Source organism: Rhodococcus sp. 7Tela_A2 (assembly GCF_049311045.1).
GTDB lineage: Bacteria > Actinomycetota > Actinomycetes > Mycobacteriales > Mycobacteriaceae > Rhodococcus.
The window spans coordinates 1-20,144 of sequence record NZ_JAXION010000081.1; the positions used below are offsets into that span (position 1 = coordinate 1).

At 65.2% G+C, this 20,144-nt stretch carries 13 protein-coding genes; all 13 read left to right on the forward strand.

The genetic code is table 11. The features are described from left to right. Window positions 1-311 precede the first annotated feature (311 nt). The 13 genes from TVH25_RS15110 to TVH25_RS15170 all read left to right on the forward strand — a co-directional run bounded on the left by TVH25_RS15110 (window position 312) and on the right by TVH25_RS15170 (window position 20,072). The gene (locus tag TVH25_RS15110; protein WP_296550975.1) at window positions 312-1,421 is read left to right on the forward strand and encodes an ABC transporter ATP-binding protein; all 1,110 of its coding nucleotides are present in this window, start codon (window positions 312-314) and stop codon (window positions 1,419-1,421) included. Window positions 1,422-1,429: 8 nt separating this feature from the next. Further along, window positions 1,430-2,221: an MlaE family ABC transporter permease gene (locus tag TVH25_RS15115; RefSeq protein ID WP_169619496.1), complete on the forward strand. Its 792-nt coding sequence runs from the start codon at window positions 1,430-1,432 to the stop codon at window positions 2,219-2,221. A gap of 4 nt (window positions 2,222-2,225) precedes the next feature. Then, window positions 2,226-3,086 carry an MlaE family ABC transporter permease gene (locus TVH25_RS15120; protein ID WP_169619497.1) on the forward strand — a complete coding sequence of 287 codons (861 nt, stop codon included), beginning with the start codon at window positions 2,226-2,228 and terminating at the stop codon, window positions 3,084-3,086. After that, a complete protein-coding gene (locus tag TVH25_RS15125; RefSeq protein ID WP_296550973.1) occupies window positions 3,083-4,453 on the forward strand; it encodes an MCE family protein in 1,371 nt (456 codons plus the stop codon). The genes TVH25_RS15120 and TVH25_RS15125 overlap by 4 nt, the downstream gene beginning before the upstream one ends. After that, window positions 4,450-5,529 (forward strand): MCE family protein, encoded by a 1,080-nt coding sequence (locus TVH25_RS15130; protein WP_169619499.1) that lies wholly within the window; start codon window positions 4,450-4,452, stop codon window positions 5,527-5,529. The genes TVH25_RS15125 and TVH25_RS15130 overlap by 4 nt, the downstream gene beginning before the upstream one ends. Next, window positions 5,526-6,524 carry an MCE family protein gene (locus tag TVH25_RS15135; protein WP_296550974.1) on the forward strand — a complete coding sequence of 333 codons (999 nt, stop codon included), beginning with the start codon at window positions 5,526-5,528 and terminating at the stop codon, window positions 6,522-6,524. Before TVH25_RS15130 ends, TVH25_RS15135 begins: the two co-directional genes overlap by 4 nt. Next, window positions 6,524-7,780, forward strand: a complete 1,257-nt coding sequence (locus TVH25_RS15140; RefSeq protein WP_169619501.1) for an MCE family protein — start codon at window positions 6,524-6,526, stop codon at window positions 7,778-7,780. The genes TVH25_RS15135 and TVH25_RS15140 overlap by 1 nt, the downstream gene beginning before the upstream one ends. Next, window positions 7,777-9,117, forward strand: coding sequence for an MCE family protein (locus TVH25_RS15145; protein WP_169651254.1), 1,341 nt, complete (start codon window positions 7,777-7,779; stop codon window positions 9,115-9,117). The genes TVH25_RS15140 and TVH25_RS15145 overlap by 4 nt, the downstream gene beginning before the upstream one ends. After that, entirely contained in the window at window positions 9,114-10,361 is a 1,248-nt protein-coding gene (locus tag TVH25_RS15150; protein ID WP_169651253.1) for an MlaD family protein, read from the forward strand. Before TVH25_RS15145 ends, TVH25_RS15150 begins: the two co-directional genes overlap by 4 nt. A 125-nt stretch (window positions 10,362-10,486) precedes the next feature. Further along, window positions 10,487-11,086 (forward strand): hypothetical protein, encoded by a 600-nt coding sequence (locus TVH25_RS15155; RefSeq protein ID WP_169619621.1) that lies wholly within the window; start codon window positions 10,487-10,489, stop codon window positions 11,084-11,086. 58 nt (window positions 11,087-11,144) lie between these two features. Next, window positions 11,145-12,128: a hypothetical protein gene (locus TVH25_RS15160; RefSeq protein ID WP_422424668.1), complete on the forward strand. Its 984-nt coding sequence runs from the start codon at window positions 11,145-11,147 to the stop codon at window positions 12,126-12,128. Between the two features lie 352 nt (window positions 12,129-12,480). Beyond that, on the forward strand, window positions 12,481-15,987 hold the full coding sequence (locus tag TVH25_RS15165; RefSeq protein WP_346765036.1) for a DNA-directed RNA polymerase subunit beta: 3,507 nt from the start codon (window positions 12,481-12,483) through the stop codon (window positions 15,985-15,987). Window positions 15,988-16,100: 113 nt separating this feature from the next. After that, the gene (locus tag TVH25_RS15170) at window positions 16,101-20,072 is read left to right on the forward strand and encodes a DNA-directed RNA polymerase subunit beta' (protein ID WP_169619506.1); all 3,972 of its coding nucleotides are present in this window, start codon (window positions 16,101-16,103) and stop codon (window positions 20,070-20,072) included. The last annotated feature ends 72 nt before the right edge of the window (window positions 20,073-20,144 follow it).

Genomic DNA, 20,144 nt, shown 5'->3' on the forward strand with positions numbered 1-20,144 from the left:
GGGGGGGCGGGTCGCCGCCCGGGGGGGGGGGCTTACCCCCAACCCCCCCCCCCCGGGTGGTGTGCGGTGGGGGGGCTCTTTTCGGTATTTCCGGGCTTGCGGGGCCGTCGCCGACCCCGAACGGCACCCTGCGTCCGGACACTTCGGGTGTTGGGACGGCATCGGCGCAGGTCAGGGCATAAGTTCACCTATGTTGGCCCTTGGTGATTCCTTTACTTACTTTGGAGTAGGGTCGCTTGTCACGGGCACCACGTCGATGCGATAGAGTGGCGCAACCCACATCGGGAACGGGATCGAAGAGCGCGGAGGTAATCGTGGGCGTCGAGGTGTCCGTCGAGGGACTGACCAAGTCCTTCGGCTCGCAGCGAATCTGGCAGGACGTGACTCTGACCCTCCCTCCCGGTGAGGTGAGCGTGCTGCTCGGACCTTCCGGTACGGGTAAATCGGTATTCCTGAAGTCGCTGATCGGCCTGCTGCGCCCGGAGCAGGGCTCGATCATCATCGATGGCACCGACATCCTGCAGTGCTCGAGCAAGGAACTCTACGAGATCCGCAAACTGTTCGGCGTGCTGTTCCAGGACGGCGCGCTGTTCGGCTCGATGAACCTGTACGACAACGTTGCCTTCCCCCTGCGGGAGCACACCAAGAAGTCCGAGTCCGACGTTCGCAAGATCGTGATGAGCAAGCTCGAACTGGTCGGTCTGCTCGGCGCGGAAGACAAACTGCCCGGTGAGATCTCCGGCGGTATGCGCAAGCGCGCGGGCCTGGCCCGTGCGCTGGTGCTCGACCCCGAGATCATCCTGGTCGACGAGCCGGACTCCGGCCTCGACCCGGTCCGGACCACATACATCTCGCAGACTCTGATCGACATCAATGCCGAGATCGACGCGACTATCCTCATCGTGTCGCACAACATCAACCTCGCTCGCACGGTGCCCGACAACATCGGCATGCTGTTCCGCCGCCAGTTGGTGATGTTCGGTCCGCGTGAGGTGCTGCTGACCTCGGACGAGCCGGTGGTCAAGCAGTTCCTCAACGGCACGATGATCGGCCCGATCGGCATGTCGGAGGAGAAGGACGAGGCGCAGATGGCTCACGAGCAGGCGCTCGTCGACGCAGGTCACCACGCCGGCGGTGTCGAGGATGTCGAAGGCATCGTGCCGCAGATGAAAGCCACTCCCGGTATGCCGTTCCGTCAGGCCGTCGCGCGCCGGAAGGACCGTGTGCGGCAGATCCTGCACACGCTTCCGTCCGTCGCCCAGAGCGCGATCCTCGAATCGCTCGACGAAGACGACACGCCGATGGCCGCACCGGGACAGCACGGTCAGGCATCGGGATACCACGATGATCTCGATGCGGACACGCAGGTAATTCCCGTGTACTCCCCAGAGCAGCACGGTCAGCCGCAGGGCCAGAAGTAGGAGATTAGATGGGGGCTGGTAGCTCGCTGTTGCGTCCCGCGCACGGCGCACTCACCCAAGCCGGAAATATCGTCGAGCTTTTCGTCGACGTCGTGAGGAACACGTTCCGCCGACCGTTCCAGTTCCGCGAATTCATCGAGCAGGCGTGGTTCATCGCCAGTGTGACGATCCTGCCCACCGCGCTCGTGGCTATCCCGTTCGGCGCGGTCGTCTCGCTCCAGACCGGTTCGCTGATCAAGCAGCTCGGTGCCGAGTCGTTCACCGGCGCGGCCAGTGTGCTCGCGGTGATCCAGCAGGGCAGTCCGATCGTGACAGCTCTGCTGATCGCCGGGGCAGCGGGCTCGGCGGTCACCGCCGACCTCGGATCACGGACCATCCGGGAGGAGATCGACGCGATGGAAGTGCTGGGTATCAACCCGGTGCAACGTCTCGTCGTGCCTCGCGTACTGGCCATGGTGCTCGTGGCGCTGCTGCTCAACGGTCTCGTCTCCGTCGTGGGCATCGCAGGTGGTTACTTCTTCAACGTCGTCCTGCAGGGCGGTACACCCGGTGCGTATCTCGCGTCCTTCTCGGCGCTCGCCCAGCTACCCGATCTGTACGTCGCCGAACTCAAGGCAGCGATCTTCGGTCTCATCGCCGGCGTGGTCGCGTGCTACAAGGGCTTGCACCCAGGCCCCGGGCCGAAGGGCGTGGGGGAGGCAGTGAACCAGACCGTGGTCATCACGTTCCTGTTGCTCTTCTTCGCCAACCTGATCTTGACGATGGTGTATCTGCAGGTTGTACCTGCGAAGGGATCTTGACGCCATGACAATCTCGAAAGGCCGCGGAGATCTCGTCCTTCTCCGGGGTCGCAAAGTGCTGCGCGCTCCGCTGAACGTGCTCGATCGCGCCGGCGAACAGATGTCCTTCTATGCGCGTGCCGTCGCGTGGACACCGCGGACCATCACCCACTACCGCAAGGAAGTGCTCCGGCTGCTCGCCGAGGTCACCTTCGGAAGCGGCGCGCTCGCAGTCATCGGCGGCACGATCGGCGTCATCGCCATGATGTCGGGATTCACCGGCGTCGTGGTGGGGCTTCAGGGCTTCGCGGCGCTCGAGCAGCTCGGCTCCTCGGTGCTCACAGGCTTCCTGTCGGCGTACGTCAACACCCGCGAACTCGCACCGGTGGTTGCGGCGCTCGCGTTGTCTGCCACTGTCGGCTGTGGTTTCACCGCCCAACTGGGCGCGATGCGCATCAGCGAAGAGATCGATGCACTCGAAGTGATGGCCGTGCCGTCCGTCCCGTTCCTCGTGACGTCGCGCATGATCGCCGGTTTCGTGGCGGTCATCCCGCTCTACATCATCGGCCTGCTCGCGGCATACCTTGCGACGCGCGTGATCAGCACTCTGTTCAACGGCCAGTCCAGCGGGTCGTACGACCACTATTTCTACTTGTTCCTGCCACCCGCGGACGTACTCTATTCGTTCGGAAAAGTGCTGGTCTTCGCGTTCGTGCTCATTCTGATCCACTGCTACTACGGCTTCCACGCCAGCGGTGGCCCAGCAGGCGTCGGCGTAGCGGTAGGTCGGGCGGTCCGCACCGCCATCGTCACGATCGCCGTGCTCGACTTCTTCCTGAGCCTCGCGATCTGGGGCACGACGACGACGGTGAGGATTGCCGGATGAGCGAACCCACTTCGGTGCTGCGACGGCGCGTGCTCGGCCTGGTGTTCTTCCTCGTCGTGGGCTTGTTCCTGTATTTCACCGTGGCGGTCTACAACAAGACGTTCACCAAGATCGTGGAAGTCGACGTGCTCACCGACAGCATCGGAAACGCGCTTCCCCAGAACGCCGACGTCAAGGTTCGAGGCGTGAACGTGGGCGAGGTCCGCGGCACGAGTGCGGAAGAAGGCCGGGTCACGGCGCATCTGGCACTGAATCCCGACATGGTGGACAAGATCCCGTCCAACGCCACGGCCCAGTTGCTTCCCAAGACGCTTTTCGGCGAGCGGTACATCTCGCTGATCATCCCGGACGAGCCGGCCGACCCCGTGCAGCCCGGTGACGTGCTGATGCAGGACACCGGCCGACGCACCGCGGAACTGAGCGAAGTGCTCGACGGGCTTCTTCCGCTGCTCCAGGCGATTCCCCCGCAGGATCTCGCGAACACTCTCGGCGCCCTCGCGCAGGGCCTGAGCGGACGCGGCGAAACACTCGGCCGTACGGTCGACCAGCTCGAGCAGGTGTTCCGTGAAGTCAACGTCGAACTGCCGACGCTGCAGGAGGACCTGCGAGGACTCGCCGACTTCTCCCAGACCTACGCGGACGCGGCCCCGGACCTCGTCGACGCACTGGACAACCTGCGGACCACGGGCGGCACGGTGGTCGAGCAGCAGAACCAGATCCGGACACTGCTCGCCAGTGCCACCGGCGCGTCGTCGGTCACCGCGGATTTCGTCGACACGAACGCGAACTCGATCATCAGCCTGTCGGCCGATTCGAAGGAGGCGCTGCAACTGCTCGCCCGATACTCTCCGTCGTTCCCGTGCACGTTCAAAGGCTTCGCCGATGCGCTGCCCGCGGCGGCCGGAGTGCTCGCTGCGGACGACCCGTTCCCCGGTGTGCGCGCCAATATCCAGTTCACCAATCCCAAGGGGCGGTACCTTCCCAATCAGGACGAACCCCGGCTCCTCGACGACCGTGGTCCGGCCTGCTACCTCGACGTCACCGCGCCCGGACGGAAGTTTCCGCAGTACCCGGGCGGCTCGGTCAACGACGGGTCCTACCAGGTCCCCTCGCGTAATCCCGGGCCCGCGAACATTCCGATGTTCCCGGCACCCGAGGGCTCGGGTGTGCCGGACGCGGTGAGCGAGATCATCGGTACCTCGCCCGACACGACGTCGACGGTGTCCTACACCGGTTCGAACGCGGAGCAGGACACACTCGACGTGATCTACGGCCAGGCCGCCGGTATGGCACCGGAAGACGTACCCACCTGGACCACCCGGCTGGGTGCACCGGCGATGCGAGGGACGGAGGTGAGCATCGGATGAAAAGCCTTGTCGCCCCTTTGACCAAGCTCATCGTCTTCGCCCTCGTCACGATTGTCGCGACAGGCATCCTCGCGGCCACGATCGCCAGTGTCGGCGGTGGCGGCGGTACGAAGTTCCACGCGATCTTCTCCGACGTCACCTCGCTCAACGAGGGTGACGACGTGCGCATCGCAGGCGTGCGGGTCGGGCAGGTGGACAAGATCGCGATCGTCAACGACCGCGAAGCCCGCGTCACCTTCTCGCTCGAACAGCGCGACTGGATCCCCGCCGGTGCGACAGCGACGATCAGGTTCCGCAACCTGGTGGGTCAGCGCTACATCGCGCTCGCCGAGGGCGAGAGCAAACAGGGAATGAAAATGACGGCGGGCGAGACCATCCCGCTCGAACGGACCCGGCCGGCCGTCAACCTCACCACGCTGTTCGACGGGTTCAGACCGCTGTTCCAGACACTCAGCGCCGATGACGTGAACAAGTTGTCGTACCAGATCATCCAGGTCTTCCAAGGGGAGGCCGGTACCGTCAGCGACCTCGTGCGCAGCACCGCGAGCCTCACCAACACCATCGCGGACAAGGACAGGGTGATCGGTGCCGTGATCGACAATCTCAACACCGTCCTGGCGACGGTCGACGAGCGCGATCGGCAACTCGACTCGCTGCTCGTCAACACGCAGGCACTGGTCAGCGGTCTCGCCGCCGACCGCGACACGGTCGGTTCGGCGGTCCAGTCGCTCGCAGGTCTGACCGACGCGGTCTCGGACGTACTCGAACCGACACGCCCGTCGATCTCGCAGTCGATCACTGCCCTCGAACAGGTCTCCTCCACGCTCAACGCGAACCGTGACGATCTCGACAAGGTGCTCGAGACCCTTCCGGTCAAGTTGGAAAAGCTCGGCAGGGTCGCGAGCTACGGTTCGTGGTTCCAGTTCTATCTGTGCGGTATCGACATCGTGGCCGGCCCCGGATCGATTCCCTACCTGAACCTGCCGACGGGTCTCCCCACCGTGAACCAACCCATCTACACGAATGCGGCGCAGCGATGCACGCAGGACGGGATGCAGGAGTTGCAGGGACGATGAGTAAACGCCGCAGTCCGGCCGCAGCCGGTGCCCTGGGCATCGTCGTAATTCTGCTGGCCACAGTGTCCGCCTTCTTTCTCGGTTCGCTGCCGATCATCGGAGCGGGCGTCACCTACGAAGCCGAATTCAGCGAAGCCGCCGGTCTCAAGCCCAGCAACGAAGTACGCATTGCCGGGGTCAAGGTCGGCCAGGTCACCGGTGTCGAACTCGAGGGCGACCGCGTCGTCGTCTCCTTCAAGGTGCAGGACGCGTGGGTCGGCAACGACACGTCCGCCTCGATCCAGATCAAGACGATCCTGGGCCAGAAATATCTCGCCCTGGACCCGCGTGGCACCGAGGTCCTCAACGCCGACACACGCATCCCGATGGAACGCACGGTCGCGCCGTACGACGTGATCGAGGCGTTCTCGTCGGCAGCCACGACTATCGGCGAGATCGATACCGACCAGCTCGCTACCGGTTTCGAGGCACTTTCCGAGGCGTTCTCCGAAACTCCCGACGACTTCCGGGCGTCGCTCGACGGGGTGAGCCGGCTTTCGGAGACCGTCGCCAGCCGCGACCAGGAGCTGAAGAAACTGCTCGGCGCGACGAGCAACGTCTCGAAGGTGCTCGCGGACCGGAACGTCGAATTCAACCGGCTTCTGAGCGACGGCGCCTTGCTCGTCGCCGAACTGAACAACCGTCAGCAGGCGATATCCCAGCTCCTCGACGGAACCAAACGGCTCTCCACCGAGCTGTCCGGTCTGGTGCAGGAGAACGAGGAATCCATCGGCCCGGCATTGCAGCAGCTACGCGGAGTCGTGCAGACCCTGCAGGAGAACAACGACAACCTCGCCCGAGCGGTGGAGTTGTACGAACCGTTCGTTCGCGTCTACTCCAACGTCGTCGGTAACGGTCGCTGGTTCGACCAGGTCATCGTCAACCTCACGCCGCCGGGGCTGCCCGAGATTCCGGGCTACCGCGATCCCGTCCGCCAGCTGGAAGGAGTGAACTGATGGCGCACTCCGAAGACCGTGACACCCGCTCGGGTCGCAACCGCATCGCGATCATCGCCCTCGTGGTGGCGGTGGTGGTCGCGGCCGGTGCAGGCGGCTGGTGGCTGTGGACTCGGGCCGGAACGACGAACATCACGGCCTATTTCGACAACAGTGTCGGTATCTACCAAGGTTCCGGTGTGCGTGTCCTGGGCGTCGAGGTCGGCACGGTGACCTCCGTCGAACCGCAGGGCGACGTGGTGAAAGTCGGTATCCGTGTCGACCGGGGTGTGGACATCCCCGCCGACGCGCAGGCCGTGCAGATCAGCCCCTCCGTGGTGGCCGACCGCTACGTCCAGCTCACTCCCGCCTACTCCGGCGGCGACAAGATGGAGAACGGCGCGGTGATCGAACGGGAGCGCACCGCCACTCCGGTGGAAGTCGATCAGCTCTATGCGAGCATCGACGACCTGTCGCGCGCTCTCGGGCCCGAAGGCGCCAACCGCGACGGGGCTCTGACCGAGTTCGTCGAGGTGGGTGCAGAAAACCTGGCGGGCAACGGTGCCGCACTCGGACAGAGCATCGATCAGCTGTCCTCGGCCGCACGGACCCTCAACGAATCGCGCGGCGATCTGTTCGGCACGATCGAGAACCTGCAGGTCTTCGTCAGCGCACTGGCCGCCAACGACCAGCAGGTCCGCCAATTCAACACCCAGCTCGCGGACCTGTCGGGGTTCCTCGCCGGCGAACGCGAGAATCTCGGACAGGCGGTGAACCAGCTCTCGGTGACGCTCGGGGAGGTCGCGACCTTCGTGCGCGACAACCAGACCGCACTCAAGGACAACGTCGACGCCCTCGTGCCGATCACCACCACGCTCGCGGAGCGCCGGGAGTCGCTGGTGAACTCGCTCACCCTGCTGCCGCTCGCCGTGAGCAACCTCGTCAATTCGTACGACGCGGAAGCCGGCGTTCTGGCGTCGCGTCTCGTCCTGACCGACCTGCAGGACCCTGCCGGTGCGGTGTGCAATCTCATCGACGTGGGCCGGCTCGTTCCGGGCGACCCGCGCTTCGAGCAACTCGGCAGGCAGATGCAACCGCTCATCGACCGGTGCGACGTCATCGCGGGGCAGGTCACCGCGGCCCAGAAAACCCCGGACCTGATCCTCCCGTTCGGAATTCTCAGCGGCGAGAACATTCAGCGTCAGGTCGTTCCGGGCACGGTGCCGGGTGTCGAATCACCCCGGCTCGATCTCGAAGGTCAAGGGGGTACCCGGTGAGCGGCACGGTCAGGTCGGCGCGGGCCACCGTTCTCGGCGCAGGCGCATGTGTGGTCGCGCTCGCGGTGTCGGGCTGTGGCGGACTCTCCGGCGTTCCGCTCCCCGGCGGCGCGGATGTCGGTAGTTCGCCGATCCGGGTTGCGATCCAGTTCGAGGACGTCCTCGACCTCGTCCCCCAATCGACGGTGAAGGTCGACGGCGTCCCCGTGGGCCGCGTGGAGTCGATCGGGGTGGCACCGAACGACGGCTGGACCGCGGACGTGGCGATCGTGCTCGATTCCGCGGTGGATCTGCCGCAGAACTCGTTCGCCTCCGTCGAGCAGACCAGTTTGCTCGGTGAGAAGTTCGTCCAGCTCACCAGGCCCGAGGACGAGCCCCCGGTCGGCAGGCTCTCCGACGGAGACGTCATTCCGCTCGATCGCACCCGCCACGCCACCGAGATCGAACCTGTTCTGGGTGCTCTGTCGCTGTTGCTCAACGGTGGTGGCGTCGGTCAGATCGCACCGGTGGTGAAGGAACTCTCCAGCGCGTTCGACGGCAGGGAAGGCACGACGAGGAGCCTGCTCGAACAGGCCGAAACCCTCATCACCGGACTCGACGAGCAACGCAACGACATCACGCGTGCGCTGGACGGACTCGATGCGCTCACCGTGCGGGTCGCCGAGCAGAACGACAAGATCGCCGCGGTACTCGACGAGCTGCCCGTGGCCACGGAAGTGCTCGAACAACAGCGTCCCGAGCTGACCGAACTGCTCGCCCAACTGGACAGGCTGGGCGTCGCCGGTGTCGGCGTGCTCGAACAGTCGAAGGAAGACCTCATCGCGGATCTGCTGGCACTGCGCCCGACCTTGCAGCAACTCGCCGCGTCGGGAGACGACCTCGTCGAGGCTCTGCCGTTCATTCCCACGGTGCCCTTCCCGGACGGCGTGGAACGGATCGCGCTCGGTGGTTCGGTGAACCTGTTCCTCGCCGTGGATCTGCAGATCGGTGATGCGCTGGCCGCGCTCGGCGTGGGTCAGGGCGAGCCGGAATACCGGCAGCCCAAATTCGGCAACCCGAAGCCGGTCGTCGATCCTTCGAACCCGTACTACAACGGAAACGGTCCTGCAGTCGGCTGGCCGACCGTCTCGCTGGTCCCCGAACTTCCCCTGCCGACGCTGCTCGGGCTGGAACTGCCGGAAGGGGTGTCGCTGCCGGAAGGTATCGACATCCCGGGCCTCGGTGAGGCCGCGGCAGGGACCGGGGGAGCTCCGCCCGGTAACGAAGGGGCAGCACCCGCACCCTCGAACCCGCTGGAGGGATTGTTGAACGGTCTCGGATTCGGGGGTGGACAGTGAGATCACGTCTCGTGCGGTTCCAGTTGGTGGCGTTCGTGGTGATCGCCGTCCTCGGCCTCCTGTACGTCGGTGCCCGGTATGTGCGGCTCGACAACCTGTTGGGTTTCGGGCAGTACACCGTGAGCGCACGGTTCCCCGACTCTGGCGGTGTCTTCGAGAACGCCGAGGTCACCTACCTGGGTGTGCCTGTCGGCCGGGTCGGACCGATGACCCTCACCGCCGACGGCATCGACGTCGAGTTGCGCCTCGACAACGGTGGCCCTTCGATTCCCGCGGCAACGCGTGCCGTGGTGGCGAACCGTTCGGCGATCGGCGAGCAGTACGTGGACCTCCGGCCCACGAGCGCCGACGGCCCGTATCTCGTGGAAGGCTCGGTGGTGGAGTCCACCGCCGAGGATCTGCCGACACCGGTCGAAGATCTGCTCGTCAGCACGAGCGAACTCGTGAACTCGGTGCCTGTCGAGCCGTTGCGCACCGTCGTGACCGAACTCGGTGCCGCTCTCGACGGGCGAGGAGGCGACCTGCAGTTGCTGGTCGATTCGCTCGCGGGACTCAGTGAGTCCGGGGTGCAGTACCTCCCGCAGACGCTCGCATTGATTCGTGACAGCCAGACGGTGCTCGACACCCAGTCCGAGCAGTCGTCGTCGATCCGGCAGTTCAGTTCCGACCTGGAACTCGTCACGGCGCAGTTGCGCGACAGCGACCCGGATATCCGGCGGTTGATCGAGACCGGAACCGACGCGAGCGACCAGCTGTCGCAGCTCATCGCCGGTTCCGGACCGGGCCTCACCGCGAATCTCACCAATCTCGCCTCGCTCGGGGAAGCCCTCGCCCCGCAGGCGATCGCTCTGCAGCCGCTGCTTGCGTTCCTGCCCGCGGTCGCGGGCAGTGCGGGTACCGTCGCGCCCGGCGACGGCACGGTCAAGCAGGGGATCATCCTGGAGACGAACAACCCGCCGTCGTGCACCATCGGGTACGAAGGAACGCAGGAGATCCTTGCCCGGATGAGAGCCGAGGATCCGAACTTCGACGACACCCAGCAGGACTTCCCGTTCAACACCGAAGCGTCGTGCGAGGTGCCGCAGGGGAGCGTCACCGGTGTGCGCAGCGCCAACCGGATCGTGTTCGCCGATCCGGCGACGATCCAGCCCTGGGACTTCACGCCGAAGAAGGACCCGGACCGTCTGAATCTGAACCCCGTGGCGACGCAGCTGGCGCCGTTGCTCGGAGTCACCCCCAAGTGAGCAGTGAGTAGGTTGTTGGAGTGAGTGCATCAGGAACATCCGTCGTCGGCCCCGACGAGCGGACGTCTTCGGAGAAGGAGCCGCACCGGACCGGCCGCAGTTCGTCGCGCACGTGGGCACTGGCAATCGTGAGCGTGCTGGCCGTGGTCGCACTCGGCGCCGCAGTGTGGTTCGGGTACGGCTGGGGCAGGGCGCTTTTCGTCGATAGGCCGGTCGCCGATGCGCGGGACGCCGCCCTCTCGGGTGCGTACCAGGCGGCGATCAACCTCAACAGCGTCGATGCGGAGAACGTCGATGCGTCGATCGAGAACATGCGGTCGTCCATCACGGGTGAGGCGCTCGAAAACGATCTGGCCGCCACCGAGCAGCAGATCCGCGATCAGGTAGCCCAGACCGGGACGAGCATGTCCGGCGAAGTGCTGTTCGGAACGCTCACCGAGCTGAACACCGACGACGATGTCGCGAAGGCGCTGGTGGTGCTCGCGGTACGCACCACGACGCCGCAGAACTTCGTGACCAACAAGGTGTCGGTCAACGTCTCTCTCCGGGAGGACGGCGGCGTGTGGAAGGCCGAGACGATCGAGCCTCTCGGCTCGGTGCAGATGGAGGCCGGACCCGCCCCGGGTGCGGCACCGCCGGAAGCCGGCGACGGCGCTCCGGCCGAACCCGCTCCGGCCGAACCTGCCCCGGTCGAGCCCGCCCCGGAGGGGACCGAGGGACCGTGAGAGCCGGCGAGCGTTTCCCGCGCACGAGTCTGCTCGAACCGATGAAGGAGTGTGTGTAGTGCCACCGCAGCGACGGAATCCCGGACAGTTCGGACCGCCGCGTCGGCGCCCGAAGATCGCGGGGTCCACTCGTGCGCGGTCGTACGACGCCTCGAACGACCGCCCCATCGACGAGGGTGCTGCCGCGGAGAACCCTGCCGCCGAGAACCCTGCGGCCGAAACACCTGCGGTCGAGACACCGGGGGTGGAGGCACCTGCTGCCGAGACACCTGTTGCCGACTCGTCTGCGGGAGACGGGCCGGCCCGTGAGGCGCCCGTCGTCGAGAAGTCCGCGTCGGAGTCGCCTGTGGCCGAGCCCTCCGATACCGGCGCGGTGTCGACGGTCGAACCCGGCGCGCGCGCCGCCGCGACATCCGGCGACGCCGCATCAGACGACGCGACACCCGACGATGGGAAGACGGACGACGCGAAGACCGACGACGCGAAGACGGACGGCGTGACGCCGCTCGCCCGCGTGTCCGGCACCGCGTCAGCAGCGAAGCCGGCACACAGAAACCGGAGCATGCGTTCTGTGCTGGCGATCGGCGTGGTCGCGCTCGTACTCGCCGCGGTGGCCGTCGTTGCCGCCTTCCGTCCGGGGACGAGCGTGTCGAACGAGGCGTGGGTCGATGCCGCGGCCACCCGCGAGGTCACCGACGCCGCCAAGCACGCGATCGAGGCCATGCACGGGTACAACTACGAGACCATCGACGAGGACTTCGCGGAGATCCGTGGGTTGCTGACCCAGGAGCGCCTCGAGGAGTTCGATGCGACGGCAGAGGTGACCAAGCAGGCTGCGATCCAGACGCGCACTGTGACGGAGGTGAACGTCCTGCACATCGGTACATCTGTGCTCGACGAGACACAGGCCGAGGTCGCCGCCTACATCAACGTCAGCGCGACCGGCGACGGTATCGCGCAGGGGAGTGCGCAGGCACCCGTGCTGGTGCGGATGGAGAAGACCGACGGGCAGTGGCTGGTGTCGGAGATTCGGGACCGGTGACGACCCGCGGGGTGACGGCAAGGATTCGCACGATCTCGGTCCCGCGCAAGGCTTGACGCGGAGCGCGTGAACGGTCACTCTATCGGTACGCCTGTGCGGTTCGTTCCTTCCAGCCGCTTGCCAGGTTTCTTTGAGGCACCCCTGTGGACATCTGCATATTCTTGGTGTAGGCTCGTTCTTTGCGCTGGCTGCCTCCTGTCCACTCCTCGTTTGCCGAGTTGGATTTCACCCCGAGGGTGAGATCGTCCCGGTTCTTCGGTGGAGTTCTCGTTCGGGTTGTAACCAGCGAAAACGCCCCACATGAAGAAGCAGGTACAGCGGCGGTCGCACCGGTTGGAGCGTCCCGCGTGAGGTGCTGGAAGGACGCATCTTGGCAGTCTCTAGCCAGACCAAGGCAGTAGCCGGAATCCCCGGAGCCCCGAAGAGGGTGTCGTTCGCGAAAATTCGCGAGCCTCTCGAAGTCCCAGGACTCCTCGATATACAAACAGATTCCTTCGAATGGTTGATCGGATCCGAGCGCTGGCGCGCAAAGGCTGCCGAACGCCTCAACGGCAGTGCCGTCGGCGGTCTCGAAGAGATCCTCCACGAGCTCTCGCCCATCGAGGACTTCTCGGGCTCGATGTCTCTCTCCTTCTCCGATCCGCGCTTCGACGAGGTCAAGGCCTCTGTCGAGGAGTGCAAGGACAAGGACATGACGTACGCCGCTCCGCTGTTCGTCACGGCGGAGTTCATCAACAACAACACCGGCGAAATCAAGAGCCAGACGGTCTTCATGGGTGATTTCCCGATGATGACCGACAAGGGCACGTTCGTCATCAACGGCACTGAGCGCGTCGTCGTGTCGCAGCTCGTACGTTCTCCGGGCGTGTACTTCGACAAGTCCGTCGACAAGAGCACCGAGAAGGACCTGCACAGCGTCAAGGTCATCCCGGGTCGCGGTGCGTGGCTCGAGTTCGACGTCGACAAGCGCGACACCGTCGGTGTCCGCATCGACCGCAAGCGTCGTCAGCCCGTCACGGTGCTGCTCAAGGCGCTCGGCTGGTCCACCGAGCAGATCGTCGAGCGTTTCGGGTTCTCCGAGATCATGATGTCGACGCTCGAGAAGGACAACACGGCCGGCACCGATGAGGCGCTGCTCGATATCTACCGCAAGCTCCGCCCGGGTGAGCCGCCGACCAAGGAGAGCGCGCAGACCCTGCTGGAAAACCTCTTCTTCAAGGACAAGCGCTACGACCTCGCTCGCGTGGGTCGCTACAAGATCAACAAGAAGCTGGGCCTGAACACCGGCCAGCCGATCGAGGCGTCGACCCTCACCGAGGAAGACATCGTCGCCACGATCGAGTACCTCGTGCGTCTGCACGCGGGTGAGAACAAGATGACCGTCCCCGGCGGCGTCGAGGTTCCCGTCGAGGTCGACGACATCGACCACTTCGGTAACCGTCGCCTGCGCACCGTCGGTGAGCTCATCCAGAACCAGATCCGCGTGGGCCTGTCCCGCATGGAGCGTGTGGTTCGCGAGCGGATGACCACTCAGGACGTCGAGGCCATCACCCCGCAGTCCCTGATCAACATCCGTCCCGTCGTGGCCGCGATCAAGGAGTTCTTCGGAACCTCCCAGCTGTCGCAGTTCATGGACCAGAACAACCCGCTGTCGGGCCTGACGCACAAGCGTCGTCTGTCCGCTCTGGGCCCCGGTGGTCTTTCGCGTGAGCGCGCCGGCCTCGAGGTCCGCGACGTCCACCCGTCGCACTACGGCCGCATGTGCCCCATCGAGACCCCTGAGGGCCCGAACATCGGCCTGATCGGTTCGCTCTCGGTGTACGCACGGGTCAACCCGTTCGGTTTCATCGAGACCCCGTACCGCAAGGTCGAGGGTGGCGTCGTCACCGATGAGGTTGCCTACCTGACCGCGGACGAAGAGGACCGTTACCTCATCGCGCAGGCGAACTCGCCGATCGCAGCGGACGGAACATTCGCCGAAGAGCGCGTGCTCGTCCGTAAGAAGGGCGCGGAGATCGAGTACGTCGCCGCCGACACCGTCGAGTACATGGACGTGTCGCCCCGGCAGATGGTCTCGGTCGCCACCGCGATGATTCCGTTCCTCGAGCACGACGATGCCAACCGTGCCCTCATGGGCGCGAACATGCAGCGTCAGGCTGTCCCGCTCGTGCGCAGCGAATCGCCGATCGTCGGTACCGGCATGGAACTCCGTGCCGCCGTCGACGCCGGCGACGTCATCGTCACCGAGAAGGGTGGTGTCGTCGAGGAGGTTTCCGCCGACTTCATCACCGTCATGGCCGACGACGGAACGCGCAAGACGTACCGTCTGCGCAAGTTCGATCGCTCCAACCAGGGCACCTGCTCCAACCAGCGTCCGATCGTGGACGAGGGTCAGCGCGTGGAGTCCGGCCAGGTCCTCGCCGACGGCCCCTGCACCCAGAACGGTGAGATGGCGCTCGGCAAGAACCTGCTCGTGGCGATCATGCCGTGGGAAGGCCACAACTACGAGGACGCGATCATCCTGTCGCAGCGCCTCGTGGAGGAGGACGTGCTCACCTCGATCCACATCGAGGAGCACGAGATCGACGCCCGCGACACCAAGCTCGGTGCCGAAGAGATCACCCGGGACATCCCGAACGTCTCCGACGAGGTCCTCGCGGACCTCGACGAGCGCGGCATCGTCCGCATCGGTGCCGAAGTTCGCGACGGCGACATCCTCGTCGGCAAGGTCACGCCGAAGGGCGAGACCGAGCTGACCCCCGAGGAGCGCCTGCTCCGCGCGATCTTCGGTGAGAAGGCGCGCGAGGTTCGCGACACGTCGCTGAAGGTTCCGCACGGCGAGACCGGCAAGGTCATCGGCGTCCGCGTGTTCTCGCGCGAGGACGACGACGATCTTCCTCCCGGCGTCAACGAGCTCGTCCGCGTGTACGTGGCACAGAAGCGCAAGATCCAGGACGGCGACAAGCTCGCCGGCCGCCACGGCAACAAGGGCGTCATCGGCAAGATCCTTCCGCAGGAAGACATGCCGTTCCTGTCCGACGGCACGCCGGTCGACATCATCCTCAACACGCACGGTGTTCCGCGTCGTATGAACATCGGCCAGATCCTCGAGACGCATCTCGGCTGGATCGGCAAGGCGGGCTGGAACATCCAGATCGCCGATGACGGCAGCCGTCCCGAGTGGGCACAGAACCTCGCCGAGGAGATGGTGTCGGCGGAGCCCGACACCAATATCGCCACCCCGGTGTTCGACGGTGCCCGTGAAGAGGAACTGACCGGTCTGCTCGCGTCGACGCTGCCGAACCGTGACGGTGAAGTCATGGTCGGACCGGACGGCAAGGCAACCTTGTTCGACGGTCGTTCCGGCGAGCCCTTCCCGTACCCCGTGTCGGTCGGCTACATGTACATCATCAAGCTGCACCACTTGGTCGACGACAAGATCCACGCTCGTTCGACCGGTCCGTACTCGATGATCACCCAGCAGCCGCTCGGCGGTAAGGCCCAGTTCGGTGGCCAGCGCTTCGGTGAGATGGAGTGCTGGGCCATGCAGGCCTACGGTGCCGCGTACACGCTCCAGGAGCTTCTCACCATCAAGTCCGACGACGTCGTGGGCCGCGTGAAGGTCTACGAGGCGATCGTCAAGGGCGAGAACATCCCGGAGCCGGGTATCCCGGAGTCCTTCAAGGTGCTCCTCAAGGAACTCCAGTCGCTGTGCCTGAACGTCGAGGTGCTCTCCAGCGACGGCGCGGCCATCACGATGGCCGACGGCGACGACGAGGATCTCGAACGGGCTGCCGCCAACCTGGGCATCAACCTTTCCCGCAACGAGTCGGCCACCGTCGACGACCTCGCGAACTAGGAGCCGAGCCGATGCGGTACGCAACCGGACAACCGGACACGTACCGCATCGGGCCCCGGCAGCGATAGCGACAACTAGCAGCAACAAAGCCCGCACAGGGGAAAGGAAGTTACGTGCTCGACGTCAACTTCTTCGATGAACTCCGGATCGGCCTGGCCACCGCCGAGGACATCCGTAACTGGTCGTACGGCGAGGTCAAAAAGCCGGAGACCATCAACTACCGCACGCTCAAGCCCGAGAAGGACGGCCTCTTCTGCGAGAAGATCTTCGGCCCCACCCGGGACTGGGAGTGCTACTGCGGTAAGTACAAGCGCGTCCGCTTCAAGGGCATCATCTGTGAGCGCTGCGGCGTCGAGGTGACTCGCGCCAAGGTGCGTCGTGAGCGGATGGGCCACATCGAACTGGCCGCACCCGTCACCCACATCTGGTACTTCAAGGGTGTGCCGAGCCGTCTCGGTTACCTGCTCGACCTCGCTCCGAAGGATCTCGAAAAGATCATCTACTTCGCTGCGTACGTCATCACCGCGGTCGACGACGACCTGCGTCACAACGAACTCTCGACCCTCGAGGCCGAGATGGAGGTCGAGAAGAAGGCTGTCGCCGATCAGCGCGACGCCGACCTCGAGGCCCGTGCGCAGAAGCTCGAAGCAGACCTGGCCGAGCTCGAAGCCGAGGGTGCCAAGTCCGACGTCCGCCGCAAGGTGAAGGACGGCGGCGAGCGCGAGATGCGTCAGCTGCGCGATCGCTCGCAGCGCGAACTCGATCGCCTGGACGAGATCTGGAGCACCTTCACGAAGCTGAAGCCGAAGGATCTCATCGTCGACGAGATGCTCTACCGCGAGCTGCAGGATCGCTACGGGGAGTACTTCACCGGTGCCATGGGCGCCGAGGCGATCCAGAAGCTCATCGAGAACTTCGACATCAACGCCGAGGCAGAGTCGCTGCGCGAGACCATCCGCAGCGGCAAGGGCCAGAAGAAGCTGCGTGCGCTCAAGCGGCTCAAGGTCGTCGCGGCGTTCCAGCAGTCCGGCAACTCGCCCATGGGCATGGTGCTCGACGCTGTTCCGGTGATCCCGCCGGAGCTCCGCCCGATGGTTCAGCTCGACGGTGGCCGTTTCGCGACGTCCGACCTCAACGATCTGTACCGCCGCGTGATCAACCGCAACAACCGCCTCAAGCGACTGATCGACCTCGGTGCTCCCGAGATCATCGTCAACAACGAGAAGCGGATGCTGCAGGAGTCCGTGGACGCGCTGTTCGACAACGGTCGTCGTGGCCGGCCTGTCACGGGCCCGGGCAACCGTCCGCTCAAGTCGCTGTCCGATCTGCTCAAGGGCAAGCAGGGTCGTTTCCGTCAGAACCTGCTCGGTAAGCGCGTCGACTACTCGGGCCGTTCGGTCATCGTCGTCGGTCCTCAGCTCAAGCTGCACCAGTGTGGTCTGCCGAAGCTGATGGCGCTCGAGCTGTTCAAGCCGTTCGTCATGAAGCGTCTCGTCGACCTCAACCACGCGCAGAACATCAAGTCCGCCAAGCGCATGGTCGAGCGTCAGCGCGCTCAGGTGTGGGATGTCCTCGAAGAGGTCATCAGCGAGCATCCGGTTCTGCTGAACCGTGCTCCCACGCTGCACCGTCTGGGCATCCAGGCGTTCGAGCCGCAGCTCGTCGAGGGCAAGGCCATTCAGCTCCACCCGCTGGTGTGTGAGGCCTTCAACGCCGACTTCGACGGTGACCAGATGGCCGTGCACCTCCCGCTCTCCGCGGAGGCGCAGGCCGAGGCCCGCATCCTGATGCTGTCCTCGAACAACATCCTGTCGCCGGCGTCGGGTCGTCCGCTCGCCATGCCGCGTCTGGACATGGTGACCGGTCTGTACCACCTGACCCGTCTGCGTGAAGACGCTCCCGGTGCGTACCAGCCGGCCGCCGAAGATCAGCCGGAGCAGGGCGTGTACTCGTCCCCGGCCGAGGCTCAGATGGCTGTCGACCGTGGCGTGCTCTCGGTTCAGGCTCCGATCAAGGTGCGGCTCACGCATCAGCGTCCGCCGCGTGAACTCGAGTCCGAGCTGTTCCCCGAGGGCTGGAAGTACGGGCAGGCATGGACGGCGGACACGACCCTCGGTCGTGTGCTGTTCAACGAACTCCTGCCGGTCAACTACGGCTTCGTCAACGACATCATGCCGAAGAAGCGTCAGGCCGCGATCATCAACGATCTCGCCGAGCGCTACCCGATGATCGTCGTCGCACAGACCGTCGACAAGCTCAAGGACGCGGGCTTCTACTGGGCCACTCGTTCGGGTGTCACCATCTCGATGGCGGACGTGCTCGTTCCGCCGGAGAAGAAGGACATCCTCGAGCGTTACGAGGGTCAGGCCGACGCGATCCAGCGGCAGTACGACCGAGGAAAGCTCTCCGAGGACGAGCGTCGCGATTCGCTCGTCAAGCTGTGGCAGGAAGCGACCGAAGAGGTCGGTCAGGCCATGGAGGCGCACTACCCGGACGACAACCCGATCCCCACGATCGTCAAGTCCGGTGCTGCGGGCAACATGACCCAGATCCGCTCGCTGGCGGGTATGAAGGGCCTGGTGACGAACCCGAAGGGCGAGTTCATTCCTCGCCCGATCAAGTCCTCCTTCCGTGAGGGCCTGACCGTCGCCGAGTACTTCATCAACACGCACGGTGCGCGTAAGGGTCTGGCCGATACCGCTCTGCGTACCGCCGACTCGGGTTACCTGACCCGTCGTCTGGTGGACGTGTCGCAGGACGTCATCGTCCGCGAGGTCGACTGTGGCACGCCGCGTGGCATCGAGATGGTCATCGCCGAGCCCGAGCGCGACGCCGAGGGCAACGAGACCGGCAAGCTGGTCCGCGATGCCCACATCGAGACGAGCACGTACGCCCGTACGCTCGCCACCGATGCGGTCGACAAGGACGGCAACGTCGTCGTCGAGCGTGGTTCCGATCTCGGCGACCCCGCCATCGAGGCACTGCTCGAGGCCGGTATCCGCAAGGTGAAGGTCCGCTCGGTCCTGACCTGCGACACCGGCACCGGCGTGTGTGCCACGTGCTACGGCCGTTCGATGGCCACCGGCAAGCTCGTCGACATCGGCGAGGCCGTCGGTATCGTCGCCGCACAGTCGATCGGTGAGCCCGGTACGCAGCTGACCATGCGTACGTTCCACCAGGGTGGCGTCGGTGAGGACATCACCGGCGGTCTGCCCCGCGTCCAGGAACTGTTCGAGGCCCGTGTCCCCAAGGGCAAGGCTCCGATCGCCGACGTGTCCGGCCGTGTCCGCCTCGAGGACGACGATCGTTTCTACAAGATCACGATCATCCCCGACGACGGTGGCGAGGAGGTCGTGTACGACAAGCTGTCGAAGCGTCAGCGTCTGCACGTCATCCGTAAGGCCAACGGCACCGAGGGTGTCCTCGCGGACGGCGACCACGTGGAAGTCGGCCAGCAGCTGCTCGAAGGTGCTGCCGATCCGCACGAGGTGCTGCGCGTGATGGGTCCCCGTCAGGTCCAGGTCCACCTGGTCCACGAGGTCCAGGAGGTGTACCGGAGCCAGGGTGTGTCGATCCACGACAAGCACATCGAGGTCATCGTGCGCCAGATGCTGCGTCGCGTGACGATCATCGACTCGGGTGCGACGGAGTTCCTGCCCGGTTCGCTCGTCGAGCGCAGCGAGTTCGAGGCTGCGAACCGTCGTGTGGTCCAGGAAGGCGGCGAGCCGGCTGCCGGACGTCCGGTCCTCATGGGCATCACGAAGGCCTCGCTGGCCACCGATTCGTGGCTGTCGGCAGCGTCGTTCCAGGAGACCACTCGTGTGCTCACCGACGCGGCGATCAACTGCCGCTCGGACAAGCTCATCGGTCTCAAGGAGAACGTGATCATCGGCAAGCTGATCCCGGCCGGTACAGGCATCAACAAGTACCGGAACATCCAGGTGCAGCCCACCGAGGAAGCACGTGCTGCCGCCTACGCCATCCCGGCGTACGACGACCAGTACTACTCGCCGGACGGCTTCGGCCAGAACACCGGCGCTGCGGTTCCGCTGGACGATTACGGTTACTCCAACGACTACCGCTAGCAGCCGACTGTCCTAGGACAGCGATGCTGCAGTAGAACGACAGAGGTGCCGCCCCTTTCTCTTCGGGGGCGG